Consider the following 22,457-nt stretch of genomic DNA (forward strand, 5'->3'; position numbering starts at 1 on the left):
CAACGCACAGGGCCCGGGACATTGAACAACTGCTGCCGCATCGCTGGCAGCCCATCCCTCCTTGAAATCAACCATGGCTGTGGCCAGTGGTCAACATGGGATGGCCGGACGCTTACGATGAATCGGCTGATTTAGACCTTTGGGGACGAAAAAAAGGCCGGTGAAAACCGGCCTAGATTTAGTGGAGGGAGAATCAACCGCGCATGGACTGCGCAATGTCGGTTTCTTCAACCCCCATGTCCAAGGCGTTGATCGCGTTGGAGAGCACGCGGCGCACGCCCTCGGCGAATGCCTTGTGGCCGTCCAAGTCGGTCCAGCGGCGGCCGGCTGCTTCGACCGGAGTCATCCAAAGGATTTCCCACTGGCCGATCCGGCCCACCACCGTGCCGAGCATGTTCTCCTCGACCATGCTTTCGACGTTGCCCTCGGGATCGACGTAGAACGCCGCCGGCTCGGCCACGTCGAAGATCGTTCCGAAGGTTTGCCCTTTGCGGATTGAAGCCTCCAACACGCTATTGATCCGGTTGCCGTTGAACCACGCCTCCAAGTCCGCTCGTTGGTAGTAGCAAGTCTGATTGCTGCCCGTCACTCCGACCGCGCCGGGCTGGCTGTAAGTGGGGCCGCTGCCACTCTTACGCAGGCGCTCCAAAGTCGTCACCGACATCCGCAAGAAGATCGCAGCCTCCGAGGTCGTCAAAGGGATCGTGGGGTCCAAGGACTTGATGGCGTTGATCACATCGACCACCTTCATCTTCTCGCCGTTGTAGTTGACCTCGGCGAACAGAGATTTGGACGAAGACGACACGGGCTGGCTCCTTGGATTTTTTTTCGGGCGGATGCCCCAAGATTATCCGATAAGACCTTGGATCGTTCGGAAGCGCCTGGCTGAGATGAACGACAGCCCAGGCCGCTGGCTTTCAAAAGGTCACACCCGCAACGAGCGTGGCTGCTTTTGACTGGGACTCGCGCTCAAAGCTCTGGCGAGCCTCTTGTGCTCATCGACGGCTGCGATTCGAGCCTTGATCAACGCCGATATCTCAGGCAGGCCGCCAATCTTTGCGTGGGTCGCGGCAGTTCTCCTCATGGCGTCCGTGGACCGCAGGTCCGCGCCGGCCTCGACCAGAGCGTCGATGAAGGAGTGATCACTTGCGCCGAAACGCGCCGCCCACATGGCAGGGGTCATTCCGAAAAAATCCTTGGCGTTCACATCGGCGCCTGCATCGAGCAACAGCCTCATGCATTCGCGGTTCGCCGTGCTCATCACCCGCATCAATGCGGTCTCCCCAGCATCCCCACGGGCATCCACTTCGGCGCCCGCCACGAGCAGCACGCGGAGGCAATCCGCGCGCTCAGCGTCCACTGCCCAGATGACGAGGGGGTTTTCCGCACCCTCGACCTTGCCTGAGACGACGCTCTCTCCCGCTTGGATAGCCCGCTTCGCGCGTTCGGCGTCGCCAGCCTTCACCGCTGCGCAGAGTTCGGAGGTGTGTTTGAAATCCATGATTCAGATTCTCAGAATCATGGAGGGCCGTCAAAGCGGCCACTGGCCTCGATGACGGACGGCTAGCCGACTTCGCCGGAAGCAAGGGCGTCGTGGCAGATCAATGACGCTCACGAACCGAATGATCCCCTGCTTCGTATTTCACGACGGCCCTAACCATTGCACGAGGCAAATTAACCCTACACCCTCAACGGACCTGAACCGGTCTTCGTTGGCTCTTTGGCGTTGGCGGCGAATGCCAACTTAGCTTTCAAAACAGCAGCCTTGAATGACCCCTCAAAATTTTGACCAATCCATTGCATGGCGTCCATGTCATTCATCAAGGCGGTCGCGATCAATGACGCATCCTCGATCACTGCTCTCACCACAATGTCCCTAGGAATTTGGAAATCCATTTTCGGGCCGCCGCCTGCGCCTCTCACCTTCAATAAGAAGGTAGTGGTTCCGTCATTCAAGAAATGTCTGACAACAAAGATTTTTCCCCAATGAAACTTTTCAAGCTCATACACATTGAACAAAGCTTCATCTCCGCTCGCCGAAACTTTCTGGATTGTTTCTGCGAGTATTGCAGCTCCGCCGAGGACGACAATTGCTTTCCCCAAAACCAATTCGCTAAACGCCTTGACTGGCAATCCAACGCCTTGAGTTTCAAATTCCACTTCATCAGCGCTCATTGACTTCCTTTCATAGTTGTGTAAATTTTTCAGCATTGCCAAGCGCACGGAGTCAATGCATGTCTCAAAATGAACTTCCAAAGAGAATCTGGAACCTCGACGCAGAAACTCTCATTGAGATGGGAGCAGACGCAGAATCGATACATGCACATGCGGAAATTGAGCTCGACGAAGATTTAGATAATCTAGCGAAACTGAACACCGCCAAAGTTCCGATCGACGAAAAAGCACTGGAGGAAAAAATTCGTGCTCGTCATCGAATGCATTGGGCAAAATTCTCGAAGGCTTAAGTTTTCCTTCCGAATATTATCTACTGCGGAGTCTTCGTAACCGTCTTGCGCGGCCTTCCGGTCCGGGACTTGGGAGGACGGCACACATGGGGCTCCGGGGCCGGGATCGGCGGCCAGTCGGCCGGCTTGAGCGAGTTGTAGATGTTGGGAGCCCTGACGATGATCGACTGCTCGACCTTCATCATCCATTCCCGCAAGAGTGCCCATTCGGCCGTCGTGTAGGTCTCCGTCACGTCGGCGCGGGCGTGGTTCAGGAAACGCTTCTTGATGCCTTCGGGGACTTCGATCGCCGTCATCACCGCGCCGAACGAGCGGCGCAGGTCGTGCCGGTTGAGCTTCTCGACACCGATCTCTTCCCGGAGGTCGTCGAGCAGGTCGGTGGCGTCCATGTAATGGCCGGTCTTCGAGAATGGGCTGCGGGCCGGGAAGACGAAGCTGCGGGACTTGCCGCCAAATCCGCGCCGAGAGGCCTCCTCGGCGGCGGCGACCTGCCGGCGCTTCAAGAGCTCCAACGCCATGGGCGTCAGCGGCATGCGGTGGCTGCGGCCGTTCTTGGTTTTGTAGAAGAAGACGTAGGGACCCCAGTCGGGGTGGTCTTTGATGTGGACGTGGCTGGTGGAGCGACGGCCCACACCGGGGGGGCCGGTCTCCAAGAGCAGCTCGCCCCACACAAGGCCGGCATGCTCGCTCTTGCGGCAACCCCAAAGCAGCATCAGCATCAAGTAGTGGACGCCGGTCATGTTGTCGTTCATGTCCTTCTTCGACCAGCAGGCCTCCAAGAAGGGGCCGAGGTCGGCCGATGGCCGCAAGGGATTGCGTTTGCCCTGCTCTTCGCGAACCTCCTCGATCTGCTCCCGGCTGCGGTAAAAGTTGTTGATCGCCAAGAAGTTGAACGGATTGCCCTCAATGTGGGCTTCGCGCCGCTGCGCCTGCGCCCTGATCTTCTCGTTCTCGATGAACCAGTTGATCGCCCGCGCCGGCCAGCGGAACGCCTGCTCCGTGGCGGTCGGCGTCGCCTCATGGGTCTCCAAGAATTTCTTCTTGATGTCGTCGGTGTGGATGTCGCGCACCTTGCGGTCGGACCACCTCCATTCCTTGTGCTTCCTCATCACCCGGTCGTAGACCTTCAAGGTGTCGGGCTTGGCCGGCCGCTGCGTCCGCTCGACCATGTGCTCGCGGTAGGCAAGCATCGCCTGCTTCAAGGTGACTTCGGCGGCGTCGCGCTCGCGGGCCAACACATTGGGGTTCTGGCCCGTCTCGACCATCGTCAAAGCCAACTCGGCCGCCCTCGCCCGCGCGTCCTGAATCCTGTCGTAGTCGGCGAAGTTGCCCACCTTGGAGAGCATGGACTTGCCCATGACCTTCCTGCGCAGGATGTAGGTCTTCTTGCCAGCCACCTTCAAGCCGAACCCCGGCGGGGCGTCCCGACTCGTGTCCCATAAGATGTAGCTTTCGGGATTTGGGACGGCTTTTTCAGCGAACTTCAACTTGCCTTGGCCGTTGTAGCCAACGGGGGGCAATTCAAGCTTTCGGAGCTTGCAGAAGTTGTCGTTGAGCTCGGCGCGCCACGCAGGAGCCCGCTTGGTGGCGGAGCCCTCCGCTTGGGGAGCGTCTGCTTGGCTGTCTTGGTCGAGCGACATGGCGATCCTCTCCGAAAAACATGAGATTTCGCGGCCGGGGGACTTTACTTCGGCTGCAAACCCTTGTCGCGAAAGGAATTTTCTCTTCAAGGGGGAGTAAACTGGAGCATAGCAGAAGAGAGGATCGAGGGGTCCCCATCTGGTCCCCAATACCGGGGTAGGCAAATGACGGAGCATGGTGGCAATTGAGGGTGCTAAGACCCCTCAAAAGATCAGTAAGTTATTGAATGACAACAGAAAAACAAGAAATCGACGGACAGGCAGCGAACGCACTCAGCGGCGGCCTAGACACGTCTAAGCACACCCCGATGATGCAGCAGTACCTGGCCATCAAAGCCGAGCACCCCGACACGCTGGTTTTCTACCGCATGGGCGACTTCTACGAGCTATTTTTCAGCGATGCCGAAAAGGCCACCGCCCTGCTCGACATCACCCTGACCAAGCGCGGCCACACGGCGGGCGTGCCGATTCCGATGTGCGGCGTGCCCTTCCATGCGTTGGAGGGCTATCTGGCCAAACTGATCAAGCTGGGCGAGTCGGTGGCGATTTGCGAGCAGGTGGGCGAAGTCACGGGCAAGGGGCCGGTGGAGCGCAAGGTGGTGCGCGTGGTGACCCCCGGCACCTTGACCGATGCCGAGCTGCTGTCCGACAAAACCGAATCCGTGCTGCTGGCCATCCACCAGGGCCCGCGCAACACCTGCGGCCTGGCCTGGCTGAGCGTGACGCGTGCCGAAATCCACCTGGCCGAATGCCCCAGCGACGAGCTGGAAGCGTGGGTCACCCGCATCGCCCCCAGCGAGCTGCTGCACAGCGCCGACGCCAGCCCCAGCCTGGAGCAGCGCATCCAGGCCCTGAAGCGCGCCACTGCGCCCGGCGTGGCCTTGTCCACCACCGCCCGCCCGGCGTGGCAGTTCGATGCTGCCCTGGGCCAGCGCAAGCTGCTGGAACAACTGCACGCCGCCACCCTGGCCGCCTGGCAGGCGGAGGACCTGCCCCAGGCCCACGCGGCGGCCGCTGCCCTGCTGAACTTTGCCGAGCACACCCAGGGCCGCGCCCTGTCGCACGTGCAGACCATCCGCGTGCAAAAGGGGGATGCCGGCATCCATCTGCCGCTCTCCACCCGGCGCAACCTGGAGCTGACGCAAACCCTGCGCGGCGAAGACAAGCCCACGCTGTTCTCGCTGCTCGACACCTGCAGCACCAGCATGGGCAGCCGCGCCCTGAAGCGCTGGCTGCTGGAACTCCAGCGCGACCGCAGTGAGGCTACGCTGCGCCTGCAAGCCATCGCCACCCTGCGAGAAGCCGGGCACGGCCAGCGCCTGCGCGAGCAGCTCAAGGGCAGCGGCGATGTGGAACGCATCAGCGCCCGCATCGCGCTGCGCCAGGTGCGCCCGCGCGAGCTGGTGGCCTTGCAATACACGCTACAAAAAGCAGAGCTACTAGTGCAGGCAGTACCTACGCAATCGGCACTTTTGATTCAAATTTCTGCCGCACTGCACCCTCCCGAGGGTTGCGCCGCCCTGCTGCAGCGCGCCATCCTGGACGAGCCCGCCGCACTGGTGCGCGACGGCGGCGTGATCAACCGTGGCTTCGATGCCGAGCTGGACGAACTGCGCGATATCCAGACCAATTGCGACGCGTTTTTGCTGGACCTGGAAACCCGCGAAAAAGCCCGCACCGGCATTGCCAACCTGCGGGTGCAGTTCAACAAGGTGCACGGCTTCTACATCGAAGTCACCCAGGGCCAGATCGACAAGGTGCCCGCCGACTACCGCCGCCGCCAGACGCTGAAAAACGCCGAGCGCTTCATCACCCCCGAGCTCAAAGCCTTTGAAGACAAGGCCTTGAGCGCCCAGGAGCGCGCCCTGGCCCGCGAGAAATGGCTGTTTGAGCAGGTGCTGGATGCCTTGCAGGCCTTTGTGCCCGCCTTAAGCCAACTGGCCTACGCCCTGGCCGCGCTGGACGTACTGTGCACCCTGGCCGAGCGCTCGCTAACCCTCAACTGGTGTGCCCCGGTATTCGCGAAAGAACCCTGCATCGCCATTGAAGGTGGCCGCCACCCGGTGGTGGAAGCCCGCCTGGCCGAGACCAGCAGCGCCAGCTTCATCGCCAACGACACCGCCCTGGGCCACCGCCAGCGCATGCAAATCATCACCGGCCCCAACATGGGCGGTAAATCGACCTATATGCGCCAGGTGGCCACCATCGTTCTGCTGGCCAGCATGGGCAGCTATGTACCCGCCAGCGCTTGCCGCCTGGGGCCAATAGATGCCATCCACACCCGCATCGGCGCGGCCGACGACCTGGCCAACGCGCAATCCACCTTCATGGTGGAGATGACCGAGGCCGCGCAAATCCTGCACAGCGCCACCGCCCACAGCCTGGTGCTAATGGACGAAATTGGCCGCGGCACCTCCACCTTCGACGGCCTGGCCCTGGCCAGCGGCATTGCCGCGCATCTGCACGACAAAACCCAGGCCTTCTGCCTGTTTGCCACCCACTACTTTGAGCTGACCGAGTTCCCGGCCCAGCACCATGGCGCGGTGAACATGCACGTCAGCGCGGCAGAGTCGGGCCGGGACATCGTGTTCCTGCACGAGCTGCAGCCCGGCCCGGCCAGCCGCAGCTACGGCATCCAGGTGGCCCGCCTGGCCGGCATGCCCGTAGCGGTGCTCAACCACGCCCGCCATACCCTGGCCGCGCTGGAAGACCACGCGCTGGGGAACCAGGCGCAAGTGGATTTATTTGCGCCGCCGCCCCAAAAGCCCGACGACGGACCCAGCGCTTTAGAATCTGCGTTAGCCGCCATCCAGCCGGATGCCCTGTCTCCACGCGAAGCGCTGGAGGCCTTGTACAGCCTGAAGAAACTCAGCCTGGGCGCATCGGCCTAACCCCATTTCAGCTTCTTACCCGTACCACCATGACCTACTGCGTCGCCATCAAACTCAATGCCGGGCTGGTTTTCCTGTCCGATTCGCGCACCAACGCCGGACTGGACCAGATCAGCACCTTCCGCAAGATGATCGTGTACGAGAAGCCGCAAGACCGCTTCATGGTGCTGCTGTCGGCGGGCAACCTGAGCATTTCGCAGGCCATCCGCGAGATCTTGCAGATCGAACAACTGAAGGAGAGCGAAGGCGGCGAGCCCATCACCATCTGGAACGCCAAGAGCATGTTCGACGCGGCCCGGGTGCTGGGTGCGGCGGTGCGCCATGTGTACGAACGCGACGCGGTGTCGTTGCGCCAGGCCGGTGTGGAATTCAATGTGTCGCTGATTTTTGGGGGCCAGATCAAGGGCGAGGGTATGCGCCTGTTCCAGGTGTATTCGGCCGGTAACTTCATCGAAGCCACGCCCGAAACCCCGTACTTCCAGGTCGGCGAATCCAAGTACGGCAAACCGGTGCTGGACCGCGTCATCACCCCCATCACCCCGCTGGACGAGGCCGCCAAGTGCGCGCTGGTGTCGATGGATTCCACCCTCAAATCCAATCTGTCCGTCGGCCTGCCGCTGGACCTGGTGGTGTACGAGGTCGATAGCTTCCAGACCGACAAGGTGGTCTGCATCGACGAGAACAACCCCTACATGAAGATGCTGCACAGCAGCTGGGGCCACAAGCTGCGCGAGGTATTCGACAGCATTGAAGACCCGATGTGGAACGGCGAGCAAACCGACGTGCCGCTGATGGTCGAATCCGGCCGGGGCAAACCACTGCGCAAGATCACTACACCGCAAGAACGCTTGATTTAGCACACCCCCAGGCTGCAGCGCTACGCGTCTTTCGCCAACCCCCTTGCAGGGGGCAACACCTGCGGCCTGGCGAAGCCAGTTCCGCGGTGTTCACGAAAAAGCGGGGAGGCATCGCTCACGTCTACAGCGACACGGCGGTGAACCTGCGCGACTGGGCTCGGCGGGCTAAGGTCACAAAATGCAGGTTATGCCGCCCATCATCTTCACCCACGCCAATAGCTTCCCCGCCGCCACCTACAGCGTCCTGTTTGCCAGCCTGCGCGCGCGCGGCTTCGCAGTAGAGGCCATCGACCAGCTCGGACATGACCCGCAGTACCCGGTCACCAACAACTGGCCGCACCTGGTGCAGCAACTGGCTGACTTTGCCGCCGAGGCAGTCACGCGGCACGGCGAGCCGGCGTTTCTGGTCGGGCATTCACTGGGCGGATTTTTGAGCCTGATGGTGGCGGCCCGACACCCGGAGCTGGCCAGCGGCGTACTGCTGCTGGACGCGCCGATTGTGGGCGGCTGGCGCGCCACCACGCTGGGGGCCATCAAGCGCGCCAAGATGGTGGAAGTGGTGTCGCCCGGCAAGATCAGCCGCACCCGCCGCCAGCACTGGGCCGACCAGAGCGCGGCGCTGGCGCACTTCGAGGGCAAAAAAGCCTTTGCCCGCTGGGAGCCGCAGGTGCTGCAGGACTACATCACTTTTGGCACCCGCGACGAGGACGGCCAGCGGGTCCTAAGCTTCGACCGCGCGGTAGAAACCGCCATCTACAACTGCTTCCCCGACAACATGGAAGGCCTGCTGCGCCGCCACCCGTTGAGATGCCCGGTAGCGTTCATCGGTGGCACCCACTCGGCCGAGATGCGCCAGATTGGCATGGGCCTGACCACCAAAATCACCAAGGGCCGCACCATGATGCTGGACGGCAGCCACCTGTTCCCCATGGAAAAACCTCTAGCCACAGCTGCGGCGATCGAGGCGGCCTTACGGAATATCGACAATATCAGTGCGCCAGCAGTGGCCCCAGAGCCTGCAGGCCCGCAATAAACGTCACCCGTTCGGCCACGTCCGCCGCCAAGCCTTCTTGCGGGTGCAGGCTGAACACCTGCATACCCGCGGCCAAACCGGCCAGCAGGCCCGGCAGGCTGTCTTCCACCACCGCGCAGTGGGCGGGCGCCACGCCCAAGGCCTGGGCGGCGTGCAGAAACAGGCCGGGGTCGGGCTTGAAATGGCCGACCTCGTAGGCGCAAAAAATACGCTCGCCCAGCAAGGGGCGCAAGCCGGTCAGGCCCAGGGTCAGCTCGACCTTTTCGCGCGGGCCGTTGGTGGCCACGCAAAACGGGAGATGCAGACTTTGCAGCAAGGCCAGCGCGCCTGGCAGCGGCTGCAGACCCTGGCGAAAGCGGATTTCGGACTGCTTGCGTGCCTGCGCCGTCAGGGTAGCTTCAAAACCCGGTGCCTGGGCGGGCAGCTGAGCCGCAATCCAGCCAATGCAATCGGCCATGCGCGCGCCGCGAAACCGCTGGTGCGCCTCTGCCCGGCTGACCGGTACGCCGTGGGCGATGGCCAGCGCGTGCAGCACATCCATGCCCGGCTCTTCGCTGTCCACCAGCGTGCCATCGGCATCGAAAATGACGGCCTGGATGGCCGCCATCAGGCTGCCCAGACGACGGTACCCGTATACCAAGTGGCCAGCACCACCAAACCAAAGGCGATGCGGTACCAGGCAAACACCACAAAGTCGTGGGTCGAGATGTAGCGCAGCAGCCAGCGGATGCACAGCCAGGCGCTCAGGAAGCTGACCACAAAGCCTACGGCAAACATCGGGAAGTCGGCCATGGACAGCAGCGCGCGTTCTTTCCACAGGCTGTAACCTCCGGCGGCGATCAGCGTGGGGATGGCCAGAAAGAAGCTGAAATCGGTGGCCGCCTTGCGCGACAGGCCTAGCAGCATGCCGCCAATGATGGTGGAGCCGGAGCGGCTGGTGCCGGGGATCATGCCCAGGCACTGCACCAGGCCGACCTTGAGGGCGTCCAGACCGCTCATGTCGTCGATCTCCTGGATACGCACCACGGGCTTGGCGCGGCGTTCCACCCACCAGATGATCAGGCCGCCGACGATGAAGGCCGTGGCCACCACCGGGGCGTTGAACAAATAGGCCTTGATGCTTTTATAAACAAAAAACCCGACCAGGGCCGCAGGCAGGAAGCCGATGGCCACGTTGAACACAAAGCGGCGCGAGCGGGCGCTGCTGCTGAAGCCGCTGATGGCCCCGGCAATCCGCTGCCAGTACACGATGATCACGGCCAGGATCGCACCGGTCTGGATGGCGATGTCGAACACCTTGGACTTGTCGTCCGTCATGCCCAGGAGCGAGCCGGTCAAAATCAAATGCCCGGTGCTGGACACTGGCAAAAACTCGGTCAGCCCCTCGACGACGCCCATGATGGCGGCTTTGATCAGCAAAATGGTATCCACACGCACTCCCCAAAAAATAAGATGGGGTGATTATCACTGGCCGGTCAACCGCTTTCGTAAAGCGCGCACCGCGCTGTCCACGGTTGTCAACACCGGTAAACCCGTAGCCACTGTGCAGGTTACTTGGCCGCAATTTTGCTGGCGCTACAGGTGTTTGACACCGCAGGCGTGGTCACCACGGGGGTGCTCACTGCAGGCGCGGACACCACCACCGGGGCTGTGGCCGTATAGACCACGTTGTCCACCCAAGCCGCGTCCGAGCCCGCGCTGCGGCTGGCATTTTTGGCATAGGTCCAGACCAGGGTGTGGCTGCCCGATGCCATCTCCAGGGTGTTGGTGATCCAGCCCTTTTCGCCGCTGATGCTCAGGGCGGTTTGCACCACGCCGTCTACCGCCACCGACAAAACGTCACCCCCCGCCTGCGACGACACCTTCCAGTCAAATGCCAGCGTGCCTGGACCGGTGACGGTGGTGGACAGGCTGCTGCTCTGGCTGTGCGTGATGTTGCCGGACTGGGCCGCCGATGCGCCCACGTGGACCGTGCTGGTCTGGCCAAAAAAGCCCACATCGCCGCCGCTGGTCCAGACCAGGCTGTCGTCCAGCGCCGTGGCCAGGGCAATTACCGGCACCACAAAGGTCGCGGTGGCGGCCTTGGTGGTGTCCATGGTCAAGGTGCAGGTGCCGGTGCCGCTGCAGGCCCCGCCCCAGCCGCTGAAGCTGGAACCGGTGGCGGGGGTGGCTGTGAGCGTCACGCTGCCATTGGTGGCAAACGGTGCGGTGCAACTGCTGCCGCAGCTGATGCCTGCGGGGGACGAGCTGACCGTGCCCGCGCCATTGCCCAGTTTGCCCAGCGACAGCGACACCGAGGCCACCGGGTTTAGCCAGGTGCTCAGTGCGGCGTTGTAGGCGGTGTCAAACCGGCCATAGATATTGCTGCCGCTGGGCGCGCTGCAGCTGGAGCTGCCGCCATACAACTGGCCCACCAGGTAGTGGCTGCTGCCGTTGGTCTGAAACAGCGGTGAGCCACTGCTGCCGCCCTCGGTCACCCCGCTGGTGTAGCGCACATTGACAAACGCTCCGCTGGAGCCGGCAGTGCTGCAGGTGAAGGTGTCGGTGGTGGTGTTCAGCGCCGTACACGCCTGGTAACCGGTAATCGTGCCGGTACTGATTTTTTGCAGATCCCCCGCCGGGTGGTGCACACCCGCCACCACCGCACCCAGCATAGGCGCGGTGGCCGCAGCCGACACCGACCAGCCCGCATATACCGCCCCGGTAGGCGGCATGCTGGCCAGCCGCATGAACGAGGTGTCGGTGCTGCTGCTGGCGTAAAGCAAAGTAGCCCCCCCAGAGACGGTTTGGCTGCCGCCGCCCAGGCTGCCACTGGCACAACTGCTGGCCCGGTAGAACCAGTAGCTCTCCAGCGTGGAAGCCACGGTTTGCTGGGATATGCAGTGGTTGGCACTCAGAAAATACGGGCTGGTGCTGGCGGCGGTGTCGGCCACCAGCGCCCCAGAGCACAGGTAAGCACCGCCATCGCTGCCAATAAAGCTGATCTTGGCCACCGCGTTGCTCTCGGCCGTGTAGCTGCTGTTGCAAGCCACATCCACCTCGCAGCTGCCCGCCGTACCGATGCCGGTGGCTTTGCCCAGGTTGTCACCGCCCGCCAAGGGCGAGGCGTAGATGTGGGCCAAGCGGGGAATGGCGATCTGCACGCTGTCGGTGGCAGTGTGGGCGGGCAGCTCTATCTCCAAGGTGGTCTCGGTGCCCTCGACCATTGGGGTCCAAAACATCCGCGCGGCATCGCTGCTGTCGGTGGCCAGGTTGCGCTGCACCGTGGCCAGCACCTCTTGCCCGGTCAGCACGTAGGCCGTGGGCGAGTCCGGGGCATACACCCGCAAGGTCGCCGCTGCGGGCAGGCTGCGCACCAGCACGCCCAAACGCACACCTTGGGCCAGACCCGACCCGATGCGGATGGCGGCAACGCTGCCACCCGCTGCGGTGGCTTGCCAGTCCAGCAGCGCCAATGTGCCAGCCACACTGGCCGTTTGCAGCATCTCGCGGGCCACACCGATCCGCCGCGGCACGCCCAGCGTGTCTTCCTGGGCTGCGGCGCTGCGCCGGGCCAGCGACAATTCTCCGAGGCTGACGCTGGCCGTGCGCACCGGCTGGCTGGGGCGCAGCTGGACCGGTGAGACCTCGCCGCTGCTGGCCACCCTGCGGATGGATTCGGCATGCGCCGCTAGGCCATCGCTGGCTGTAGGCACTGCCGCCACCGTGGCCCAGGCCACTAGGCTACCGGTGTCTTCTGCCGCCGTGGCGCAGGCCGTAGTACTGGACCCACTGCCTCCGCCGCAGCCAGCCACCGCCATAGCCACCACCCACACACTCCCAATAGCCAGCATCCGCACCATATGCGCTATCCCGTTGACAATTTCTTACATGATACGAAGGCTAGGTAAAGCCTATGTACCAAAACCACACCGCCCAGCGCGGGACCGGGAATGGAAATTTATAAGTAAAATAGGCCTATAGCGCATATTCCACCTACACATACAGCTACAAATAAGATAGCAGTATTTTAATTGCATGCCGAGGTGCCAGGAGCCAGCCACTGGCGCAAGGCCGTGTTGTAGGCCACATCCAGTCGGCCATAGGCGTTGCTGCCTGTGGGGTTGCTGCAGCTGGAGCTGCCACCGTACAACTGGCCCACCAGATAGTGGCCACCACCGATGGTTTCAAACAGGGGCGCGCCGCTGCTGCCCTCCTCGGTGGCACCGCTGCTGAACTGGGCGTTGACAAAATTGCCGCTGGCCTGGTTGGAGGTGGTGCAACTGAAGTTCAGCGAAGAAGCGGTCAGCGCCGTGCAGCTCAGGAAGGAATTGATTACGCCCGCGCTGATCGCCTGCCAACTGCCCTGCGGGTGGTGCAGCGTAGCCGCCGCGTCTCCCAGGGTGGGGACAGCCACCGACCAGCCGGCAAACACCGCGCCCGTGGGCGGTGTGTCGGCCAGCCGCATGAACGAGGTGTCGGTGCTCTGGCTGGCATACAGCAAGGTGGCGCCGCCGGTACGGGTGGTGGCGGCGGCATCCAGCGCCGGGCCTGCGCAGGTGCTGGCGCGGTAAAACCACCAGGTTTGCAAAGTCGATGCGGCCGTTTGCGTAGCGATGCAGTGGTTGGCCCCCAGGAAGTACGGCGTGCCGTCGCCCCGGGTGTTGTTGACCAGCGTGCCGGTGCACAGAAAGGCCGCACCGCCGTCTACAAAGCTCATGCGGGCCACCGCATTGCTCTCGGACCCGTAGCTGGGGCTGCAGGCCACATCCACCTCGCAACTGCCCACTGCGGCCTTGGCCAGGTTACCGCTGCCTGCCTCCGACAGCGGGCTGCTGAACAGGTGCGAAACGCGCGGAATGGCGATTTCCACCCCGGCGGTGGACACCTGCGGGGGCAACTCAATCTCCAGCGTGGCCTCGGTACCATCCACCACCGGAGCCCAGTAGGTGCGCCCGGCATCGCTGGTATCGCCCGCCGCGCGGTTGCGCGCCAGGGTGTCAAGCACGTCTTGCGCGGCAATGGTGTAAGCCGTGGCCGCGCCCGGGGCGTAGACCCGCAGCGTGGCCGAGGCAGGCAGGCTTTTCACCAGCAGGCCCAGGCGCAAACCCAGGGCCTGACCAGAGCGGATGCTGATGGCTGCCACCTGACCGCCCGCCGCCGTGGCCTGCCATTGCAGCAAGGCCGCCGTACTGGCCAGCGTACCGGTGACCACCACATCGCGCGGCAAACCAATTTGCTTGGGCACGCCGGTTTGCGCCAACAGGGGTTTCGCCGCCGCCACCTTGGCCTGCGCCACATCACCCAGTGCGATAGCCCGGGCCAGCACCTGCAGCGCGGGACGCGGCTGCAGGGGCGAGACATCGGTGCCTGCCATCTGGCGCAGCGACTCGGCCTTTGCCGCGGTACCCGACAGCAAACTGTCCGAAGCCGACCTGGCCGCATTGGTCGTCACAGCGGAGCACACTGCCCCACCATCGCCACTGCCGCCACCGCAACTGGCAACCAAACCCGCCACCGCCAACAGACTGACCCTGTTCCAACTACGCGCCATAAATATCTCCCGATAAGTTTGCCTATAACCCATTCCAACCCAAGCAATGTACCCGTCAGGCGTACCGCAAGGCCGCAATAGGTGCCAACTGGGATGCCCGCTGTGCCGGGTAAAACCCAAAAAACACGCCGACCGCCGCCGAAAAGCCCACCGCCAGCGCCACCGATGCCAACGTCATGCTGACCTGCCAGCCCGCCGCATGCCCCACGGCCCAGGTGGCCAGCGCCCCCAGCAGCACACCCGCCGCGCCGCCCAGCAAACTGAGCGTTACGGCCTCGACCAGAAACTGCACCAGAATATCGCGCCCCCGCGCGCCCACGGCCATGCGCAGGCCGATTTCACGGGTGCGCTCGGTCACGCTGACCAGCATGATGTTCATGATGCCGATACCGCCAATCAGCAGGCTGATGCCAGCCACCGCCGCCAATAGTAAGGTCATGGTGCGACTGGATTGCTCTTGCGCCTCCAGAATCTCACTCAAATTGCGGAGGGTGAAGGTGTCGTCGGCACTGGCCTCCACCTTGAAGCGCTGGCGCAGCAGCTCGCGGATGTTTTCCTCGGCCACCTGCATGCTCTGGCCCTCGCGCACCTTCACGTTGATGGCCCAGACGCGCTTCACATTGCCCGGCGAGCCGCCCTGCAGCCGGTTGCGGTAGGTAGAGATCGGCAACACCAGGATGTCGTCCTGGTCCTGGCCCATGGAGTTTTGCCCTTTGCGGGCCAGCACGCCGACGATCTTCACTGGTACGGTGCGCACCCGCACCGTCTGGTCGATCGGGTCGGCATCCCCAAACAGCTCTTGCGCCACGGTGGCACCGATCAGGCCGACCTTGGCCGAACCCTGCAACTCGGCATCTTCAAACGCCCGGCCCGCGGCCAGCGGCCATTCGCGGGCCTCTAAATAGTCGTTGTTGGTGCCAAAAATGGTGGTGCTCCAGTTGGCGTTGTTGGCCACCACCTGGGCCATGGTGCGCGAGGACGGCGCGGCCACCTGCACCTCGGGCACTTCCAACTGGATGGCGGTGGCGTCCTCTTCGGTCAGGCGGCTGCGGGTTTGCGCGCCCTGGCGCACGCCCGCCGCCGTGGCCCCGCCGGGCAGCACCAGCATGATGTTGGAGCCCAGGCCCTGCATTTGCTCCTGCACCCTGTCCGTCGCGCCCCGGCCCACCGCTACCATGGTGATCACCGCCGCCACGCCAATGACGATGCCCAGCATGGTCAGCAGGCTGCGCAGCGCGTTCGAGGCCAGCGCCCGCCAGGCACTGCGCAGCGCGGCCATGCCGTTCATCTGGGCAGGGCCGCGGCGGGCAGCGTCGTCCCGAGCCGCCGCCGGGTGCAGGGTGTCCGAGACGCGCCGCAGGTCCTCCACGATCTGCCCGTCCTTGAAGACGATCTTGCGCCGCGCCCAGGCCGCAATATCGGCCTCGTGCGTCACCAGCACCACGGTAATGCCCTGGGTGTTCAGGTCGGTCAGCAGCTGCATCACTTCCTCGGAGGTCTGGCTGTCCAGTGCGCCTGTGGGCTCGTCGGCCAAGATGAGCTGCGGCTGGTTCACCAGCGCCCGCGCAATCGCCACCCGCTGCTGCTGCCCGCCCGACAGCTCGGCGGGCGTGTGGTGCATGCGCGCGCCCAGGCCCACGCGCTGCAAGGCGGCGGCGGCCCGCGCCCGGCGCTGCGTGGCCGCCACCCCAGCGTAAACCAGCGGCAGCTCCACATTTTCCAGCGCACTGGCACGGGGCAGCAAGTTGAACTGCTGGAACACAAAGCCGATGCGCTGGTTGCGGATACGCGCCAGCGCGTCGGCATCCAGGCCCTGCACCGCATCGCCCGCCAGCGTGTAGCTGCCGCTGCTGGGCGTGTCCAGACAGCCCAGAATGTTCATCAGCGTGGACTTGCCCGAACCCGAGGTGCCCATGATGGCCACGAAGTCGCCCTCGGCAATCTCCAGCGACACGCCACGCAGGGCGTGCACGACATCTCCGCCCATGGCGTAGCTTTTGCCTAGCGCCTGGGCGTGGACGACATCCATTAAAAAGGCACCTTGGGCGCGGCTGCGCGGGGGGCTCCGGTGAGCGGGTTGCCCGTCACCACCGCCGTGCCGCTTTGCAAGGCGCTATCGGGCGCAAGCAGCTCGGTGCTGCTGCCGTCGGTGATGCCCAGGCAAACGTTGGTGGCCACCGGCTTGCCCAGCGCGTCCAGCAGGTAGATCCGGCCCCGGCGCGCAGAATTTATAGAAATAGTGCCGCTAGCGCAGGTAACAACTGCGCCATTAGCTACAGTATTAGTAGCATTGGCGGTATCGGCAATGCGCATGCGCAAGGCGGCGTTGGGCACTTTCAGCACGTCTTGCCGGGTGTCGGTGACCACCCGCACATTGGCTGTCATGCCGGGCAGCAGGCGGCCATCGGTATTGGCAAAGCGCAGCACGGCCACGTAGGTGACCACATTGGCCACGTTCAGCGCAGCCTTGCGCACCTGGCGCACCTCGGCCTCGAAAGTCTGGCCGGGGAAGGCATCGACATTGAAATTGGCCTTTTGCCCCAGGCGGATGCGGCCCACATCGCTCTCGTCGATGCTGGCCTCGACCTGCATGTCGTGCAGGTTTTGCGCAATCACAAACAGCTCGGGGGCCTGCAGGCTGGCGGCCACGGTCTGGCCGCGCTCGATGGTGCGTTTGATGACAATGCCACTGACCGGCGAGGTGATGCGGGTGCGGCCCAGGTCGATACGCGCCTGGCCCAGCATGGCTTCGCGCTGCGCCACATTGGCCAGTGCGGTTTTGATCTGCGCATCGGTCACGCTGGCCTGGGCCTGGGCCAGCTTGAGCAGCTCGCCGCTGGTGTTGACCAGGGCGCGGGTGCGGTCCACCTCGCTTTGGGCGATGAATTGCTTGTCGGCCAGGTCGCGCTTGCGCTCAAAGTCGCGCTGGGCCTCGGTCAGGTCCACCTGGGCTTTAGAGATGGCGGCCCGGCCCGCTGCGGCGTTGGCCTGGGCCGTCAGCACAGCAGCCCGCGCAGCATCCACATCGGCCTGGGCCGAGCGCACGCGGTACTCAAAGGTTTCCGGGTCCAGCATGGCGATGAGTTGCCCGGCCTTCACCTCGTCGTTGAAGTCGGCGTACAGCTCCTTGATCTGGCCCGACACCTGGGTGCCCACCGACACCTGGGTCACTGGGTTCACCGCCCCGCTGGCCGCCACGGTGGCCAGCAGCGAGCCGCGCTCCAGGCTGCCGGTGCGGTACACCGGCTGGTCCGCGGCACGGCTCTGGGTCCACCACCACGCAGCACCGCCCAGCACCGCCACGGCCACCAATCCCCCCACCCATTGCTTCATTTTTCGCATGGGGGCGATTGTAGGAACGGGCGGTTACAGAATGCCGTGTGGGGTTACCCGCTGGCAAAGATCAGGGCCGTCGAAACGACACAGGCTGCTTCGCCCAGTACGCCGATGCCAGCAGGTCCAGCCGCACCTCGCCGCCGCTAGACGGCGCGTGCACAAACCGCCCCTCGCCCACGTAGATGCCCGCATGTGTGGCCGCGCCGCGCGGAGTAAACACCACCAGGTCGCCGGTACGCACCGCCTCCAAGGGCACAGCCTGGCCCCAGCTGATGAGAGATGCCACGGTGCGCGGGGCCGACAGGCCCGCCTGGGCTTTGTAGACATAGCCAATCAGGCCGCTGCAATCAAACCCCGACGCGGGCGTATTGCCGCCATAGCGGTACGGCGTGCCGACCAGGCTGATGGCGTAGAGCGTCACGTCATTAGCTTCGTCCACCGACAAGCGGGACGCAGCCAGGGTACTGGCCGTGGAGGGGCGGGACGGTGGTGCGGTAGAGCAGCCCGCCAGCGCCAGCAGCAGCAGCAGCACCAGCCCAGCCGCCGAAGGATGTATTTTTAAGGAGATGCACATACCGCCATTGTGGACAACATCCCCGGGCCAGGCATTCCTGCGCGCTCAGGTCACCGGGGCCGGGTTGAACAGCACCAGGGCGTTGTGCAGCTTCCAGTGCTCGGCCCAGGTCTTTTGGCCGCTGGCTACGGCCAGCATCAGGTGGAACAGTTCCCAGCCCACGTCTTCGATGCTGGCCTCGCCAGTGGCGATACGGCCTGCGTTCACGTCCATCAGGTCGTGCCAGCGGCGCGCCAGGTCGCTGCGGGTCGCCACCTTGATGACGGGCACTTCGGCCAGGCCGTAGGGCGTACCCCGCCCGGTGGTGAAGATGTGGACGTTCATGCCCGCGGCCAGTTGCAGCGTGCCGCAAATGAAGTCACTGGCCGGGGTGGCCGCGTAGACCAGGCCTTTTTGCTGCAACTTCTCACCCGGCGAGAGCACCCCCGAAATCGGTGCCGAGCCGGACTTGACGATGCTGCCCATGGCCTTCTCGACGATGTTGGACAGGCCCCCCAGCTTGTTGCCCGGAGTGGTGTTGGCGCTGCGGTCCACACGGCCTTGGTGCAGATAGTTGTCGTACCAGGCCATTTCACGCACCATGGCATCGGCCACGGCAGTGCTGCTGGCGCGGGCGGTGAGCTGGGCGATGCCGTCGCGCACCTCGGTGGTCTCGGAAAACATGACGGCCGCCCCGGCACGTACCAGCAAATCGGTGGCAAAGCCCACGGCCGGATTGGCGGTCACGCCCGAAAACGCGTCGCTACCGCCGCACTGCACGCCCACCACCAACTCGGACGCGGGCACGGTTTCGCGGCGGCGCAGGTTCAGGCGCTCCAGGTGCACCCGGGCTTGGCGCAAGATCGCGTCCACCATGGCCATGAAGCCCACGTTCTCTTCGGCCTGCAGGCAGACCACGTCCAATGCCGCACCGCGCTGGTCATCAATCGGAATGCTGCCGGGCGGCAACAGGCGCTCGGGCTGCAGCTTTTCACAGCCCAGGCTGAGCACCATCACTTCGCCGCCAAAGTTGGGGTTCAGGCTGATATTGCGCAGGGTGCGAATGGGAATGATGGCATCCGGCGCGTCGATCGCCACGCCGCAGCCGTAGGTGTGCTCCAGGCCCACCACGTCGTCCACATGCGGGTAGCTCGGCAATAGCTCAGCCTTGATGCGTTGCAGCGCAAAATCCAACACACCCGCCACACACTGCACAGTGGTGGTGATGGCCAAAATATTGCGGCTGCCCACCGAGCCATCGGCATTGCGGTAGCCCTGGAAGGTATAGCCCTCCAGCGGTGGCAAGGGCACGGGGGTCACCACGCCAGCATCGCCCGGCATGGGCAGGCCCACCAACTCCCGGGCGGCGGGCATCTTCAATAAACGCTCGTGTATCCAGCTGCCGGCCGGAATCTCGCGCTGCGCATAGCCGATCACCACGTTGTAGCGCAGCACCGGCGCGTCGGCCGCCAGCGCAACCAGACTGACCTTGTGGCCTTGCGGCACCTTGTCTTGCAGCACCAGTCCCGACGGCAGTACCGTGCCCGCAGGCAGGCCCCCGTCGTTGGCCACAATGGCCACGTTGTCCAATGCATGCATGCGGATGGTGAGGGGCACAAGGGCGGGAGATACAGGGGCGGAAGGTGCAAGAGCGGGTGGGGATGCCATGGAGGATGTCCTGTATTTTTAAAATCGCCAGCGGTAAGCCTGCGTCATCAGTTGTCTGACAACAAGCTACGGATGATGCCCCAAGTACGCCATGGGGTCAAGCTGTCTGGCCTGCAAAGTTAACCCTGACAACACTGGACAAACTTGTGGATAAGCCGGGCAAACCGCTGTATGCATGGCTTAAGTGTTTGTTTTCAAAAGACAAAGCTTGCAGTGCCCATAAAACAGGCAGATTGTAAAAACGCCCCTGGCCGCTGAAATCTCCTACCATGGGCCGCATCCATGGAACGCTGCAAAGGAGATTTTTTATGCCGATCCGCCCTGTTGTTTTGCTCGCCACTGCGGCTTTGCTGGTGGGCTGTGCCCTGTCGGCCTGCGCCAACAAAACCGCAACGCCCGCAACACTGTCCGGCCCCGCGCTGCAAAGCCGCCTGAGCGCTCTGCGCTGGACGCTGCAATCGGCTACCGATGGGCAAGGCCACGCCATCGCCACCCTGCTCCCGCGCGCCGACCCGCGCTTCAGCATGGAATTTAAAGAGGGGCGCATCGGCATCCGGGGTGGCTGCAATGCCATGGGCGGCAGCTACCAGATCGATGCGGCGAACCAGCTGCGAGTGGGGGAATTGGTGTCCACGCGCAAGGCCTGCGTGGACGGCGGGCTGATGGAGGCCGACAGCGCCCTCAGCGCGGTGCTCGCAGACAGGCTGCAGCTCCGGCTGGAGGATGGCCCAGCCCCCCTGCTGCGGCTGGTGTCGGTTGCCGGACAGACACTGGTGTGGGCGGGTGCAGCAGCACCTTGATTGCTACAATTTAAGTAGCATCTAGCGCAGATGGAGTATACGCCAGAGGCCTATTTGGCGTTGAAGTTATGCAGTGACCGACACCGGTTCCAAGCGGCGGTGCTTGACGATCAAGCGCTCGGGCGACAGGTACTGTGGCAAGTAGACATCAAAGGGCATGGTGTCGGCGGCCTCGATGGCTTTCTGGGCGGCAACCGACGCGGTGGTCATCGCTTCAAAACGGCTTTGCTGCTCAGCACTGAACGGCAAGTCCAGCAGGTGCTGGCGGGTTTGCAGCGACTGCTGGGCGATGAAGGGCACGAACGAACCGCACGCGGTTCCCTGCATGGCCGCCAGCACGCGGGCCGACGACAGCAGGCTGGGATCGGCCAGGGCGGCATCGGCAGCGGCCAGCGCATCGCTGTACAGCGTGCCACCGTGGGCGGCATCCAATGCAGCGGCGATGGGGCGGCACTGGGCCACCAGGTCGCTGCCCCACTCGGCCAAGGGCACTTCCTGGCCTGCGCGTTCCAGCGTCAGGCCGGGCTCGCGGCCCCGGGCGGCCACGCGGTGCTGGTTGTGCGCCAGCTCGGTGATTTCCTGCGGGCTGTCGGGTGGGCTGTCGCTCAGCAAACAGTGCAGCAAGAACACGTCGATGAAGCGCATGGTCTGGGCGGTGATGCCGACCGGCACAAATGGGTCCAGGTCCAGCAGGCGCACTTCCACGTACTCCACGCCGCGCTCGCGCAGGGCGTGCAGCGGGCGCTCGCCGGGGTAGATCACCCGCTTGGGGCGGATGGTGCCGTAGAACTCGTTTTCGATCTGCAGCAGGCTGGTGGCCAGTTGGTTGTAGTCGCCGCCGGTGCCGCGCACACCCACCGCCTTGTAGGCCGGGTAGGCGCGGGTCAGCGCGTCTTGCAGCGATGCGCCGTAGCCTTCCAGGCTGTTGTAGCTCACGGCCAGCGAGGCCTGGGCATCGCTTTGGTAGCCCAGGGGCCCCATGCGCAGCGAGGTGCCGTGCGGCATGTACATGGTGCAGTCATTGAGTTGTTCCAGCGCATGCTGGCGACCGGCCACAAAGCTGGAGCACACCGCGGGCGACGCGCCAAACAGGTACAGCAGCAAAAATGCGTGGCGGCGGAAGTTGCGGATCAGGCCGAAGTATTCCTCGCTGGTCACGCCCGGCAGCGACCAGTTGTAGTGGATGCCCGAGATGGTCTGCATGCGGCGGCCATAGCGGTGGCCCAGACCCATGCGGTAGACGCTCTTGGCGCGGCCCACGTTGGAGCTGCCATAGCGGCCAATCGGAATGGTCTCGTCGGTGGGCAGGCCGCAGGGCATGCTGGACACCCAGAGCATTTCATCGTCACCCTGCGCTTGCAGGGTGCGGTAGGTGAACTGGTGCACTTCGGTGAGCTCGTCCAGGCAGGCTTCCACGCCTTTGTGCACGCCGGTGATCAGCTCCACCTGGGATTCGCTGAAGTCGGTGGTGATGTGCGGGTGCGTCAGGGCCGAACCGAGGGCTGACGGGTGCGGCGTGAGGGCTAGGCTGCCGCTGGGCTGGGCGCGCAGGCTTTCCTTTTCCAGGCCACGGCGGATGCCCTGGAGCCGGTCGGGCGCGAGGGCCTGCAGGCGTTCTAGCAATGCGGCGGAGGGGGAGGAACTGCTCATCATGGGTATCCGTTAGAGAAAGGATGCAGCG

At 64.0% G+C, this 22,457-nt stretch carries 18 protein-coding genes; 5 read left to right on the forward strand and 13 right to left on the reverse strand.

From position 1 onward, the window contains the following. Positions 1-193 precede the first annotated feature (193 nt). From AC097L_RS20990 to AC097L_RS21000, 3 genes are all read right to left on the reverse strand, one after another. A complete protein-coding gene (locus AC097L_RS20990) occupies positions 194-805 on the reverse strand; it encodes a helix-turn-helix domain-containing protein (RefSeq protein ID WP_479588664.1) in 612 nt (203 codons plus the stop codon). A 120-nt stretch (positions 806-925) separates the two neighbouring features. Continuing rightward, positions 926-1,501, reverse strand: a complete 576-nt coding sequence (locus AC097L_RS20995) for an ankyrin repeat domain-containing protein (protein WP_479588665.1) — start codon at positions 1,499-1,501, stop codon at positions 926-928. 179 nt (positions 1,502-1,680) lie between these two features. After that, positions 1,681-2,175, reverse strand: coding sequence for a hypothetical protein (locus AC097L_RS21000; RefSeq protein ID WP_479588666.1), 495 nt, complete (start codon positions 2,173-2,175; stop codon positions 1,681-1,683). Positions 2,176-2,234: 59 nt separating this feature from the next. Between AC097L_RS21000 and AC097L_RS21005 the strand changes: the two genes are divergently transcribed. Continuing rightward, positions 2,235-2,465 (forward strand): hypothetical protein, encoded by a 231-nt coding sequence (locus AC097L_RS21005; protein WP_479588667.1) that lies wholly within the window; start codon positions 2,235-2,237, stop codon positions 2,463-2,465. Between the two features lie 20 nt (positions 2,466-2,485). Here AC097L_RS21005 and AC097L_RS21010 read toward each other — a convergent pair whose 3' ends face one another. Next, positions 2,486-4,105, reverse strand: coding sequence for a tyrosine-type recombinase/integrase (locus AC097L_RS21010; RefSeq protein WP_479588668.1), 1,620 nt, complete (start codon positions 4,103-4,105; stop codon positions 2,486-2,488). A gap of 308 nt (positions 4,106-4,413) precedes the next feature. Between AC097L_RS21010 and mutS the strand changes: the two genes are divergently transcribed. The 3 genes from mutS (at position 4,414) to AC097L_RS21025 (ending at position 8,886) form a co-directional block, all read left to right on the forward strand. Continuing rightward, positions 4,414-6,996 (forward strand): DNA mismatch repair protein MutS, encoded by a 2,583-nt coding sequence (gene mutS / locus AC097L_RS21015; protein WP_479588746.1) that lies wholly within the window; start codon positions 4,414-4,416, stop codon positions 6,994-6,996. Between the two features lie 29 nt (positions 6,997-7,025). Continuing rightward, positions 7,026-7,853: a proteasome-type protease gene (locus tag AC097L_RS21020; protein WP_479588669.1), complete on the forward strand. Its 828-nt coding sequence runs from the start codon at positions 7,026-7,028 to the stop codon at positions 7,851-7,853. Between the two features lie 187 nt (positions 7,854-8,040). Further along, positions 8,041-8,886 (forward strand): alpha/beta hydrolase, encoded by an 846-nt coding sequence (locus AC097L_RS21025; protein WP_479588747.1) that lies wholly within the window; start codon positions 8,041-8,043, stop codon positions 8,884-8,886. Here AC097L_RS21025 and AC097L_RS21030 read toward each other — a convergent pair. The 8 genes from AC097L_RS21030 to garD all read right to left on the reverse strand — a co-directional run bounded on the left by AC097L_RS21030 (position 8,843) and on the right by garD (position 19,976). Next, entirely contained in the window at positions 8,843-9,493 is a 651-nt protein-coding gene (locus AC097L_RS21030; RefSeq protein ID WP_479588670.1) for an HAD family hydrolase, read from the reverse strand. The two genes, AC097L_RS21025 and AC097L_RS21030, sit on opposite strands and share 44 nt — an antisense overlap. Further along, positions 9,493-10,317 carry an undecaprenyl-diphosphate phosphatase gene (locus AC097L_RS21035; protein WP_479588671.1) on the reverse strand — a complete coding sequence of 275 codons (825 nt, stop codon included), beginning with the start codon at positions 10,315-10,317 and terminating at the stop codon, positions 9,493-9,495. The genes AC097L_RS21030 and AC097L_RS21035 overlap by 1 nt, the downstream gene beginning before the upstream one ends. Positions 10,318-10,436: 119 nt before the next feature. Continuing rightward, the gene (locus AC097L_RS21040; RefSeq protein WP_479588672.1) at positions 10,437-12,719 is read right to left on the reverse strand and encodes a trypsin-like peptidase domain-containing protein; all 2,283 of its coding nucleotides are present in this window, start codon (positions 12,717-12,719) and stop codon (positions 10,437-10,439) included. A 176-nt stretch (positions 12,720-12,895) separates the two neighbouring features. Then, a complete protein-coding gene (locus AC097L_RS21045; protein WP_479588673.1) occupies positions 12,896-14,419 on the reverse strand; it encodes a trypsin-like serine peptidase in 1,524 nt (507 codons plus the stop codon). 55 nt (positions 14,420-14,474) lie between these two features. Further along, positions 14,475-16,448 carry an ABC transporter permease gene (locus tag AC097L_RS21050; RefSeq protein ID WP_479588674.1) on the reverse strand — a complete coding sequence of 658 codons (1,974 nt, stop codon included), beginning with the start codon at positions 16,446-16,448 and terminating at the stop codon, positions 14,475-14,477. Then, entirely contained in the window at positions 16,448-17,761 is a 1,314-nt protein-coding gene (locus tag AC097L_RS21055) for an efflux RND transporter periplasmic adaptor subunit (RefSeq protein WP_479588675.1), read from the reverse strand. The genes AC097L_RS21050 and AC097L_RS21055 overlap by 1 nt, the downstream gene beginning before the upstream one ends. A gap of 61 nt (positions 17,762-17,822) precedes the next feature. Next, complete coding sequence (locus AC097L_RS21060) at positions 17,823-18,329, reverse strand: C40 family peptidase (RefSeq protein ID WP_479588676.1); 507 nt, start codon at positions 18,327-18,329, stop codon at positions 17,823-17,825. A gap of 45 nt (positions 18,330-18,374) precedes the next feature. Then, complete coding sequence (garD, locus tag AC097L_RS21065) at positions 18,375-19,976, reverse strand: galactarate dehydratase (protein ID WP_479588677.1); 1,602 nt, start codon at positions 19,974-19,976, stop codon at positions 18,375-18,377. A gap of 308 nt (positions 19,977-20,284) precedes the next feature. On the opposite strand from garD, the gene AC097L_RS21070 reads away from it, so the two are divergent. Then, positions 20,285-20,776, forward strand: coding sequence for an META domain-containing protein (locus AC097L_RS21070; protein ID WP_479588678.1), 492 nt, complete (start codon positions 20,285-20,287; stop codon positions 20,774-20,776). 66 nt (positions 20,777-20,842) lie between these two features. Here AC097L_RS21070 and gshA read toward each other — a convergent pair whose 3' ends face one another. Beyond that, a complete protein-coding gene (gshA, locus tag AC097L_RS21075; RefSeq protein WP_479588679.1) occupies positions 20,843-22,429 on the reverse strand; it encodes a glutamate--cysteine ligase in 1,587 nt (528 codons plus the stop codon). Positions 22,430-22,457: the final 28 nt, after the last annotated feature.

This window comes from Rhodoferax sp. RT5P35 (genome assembly GCF_056521385.1).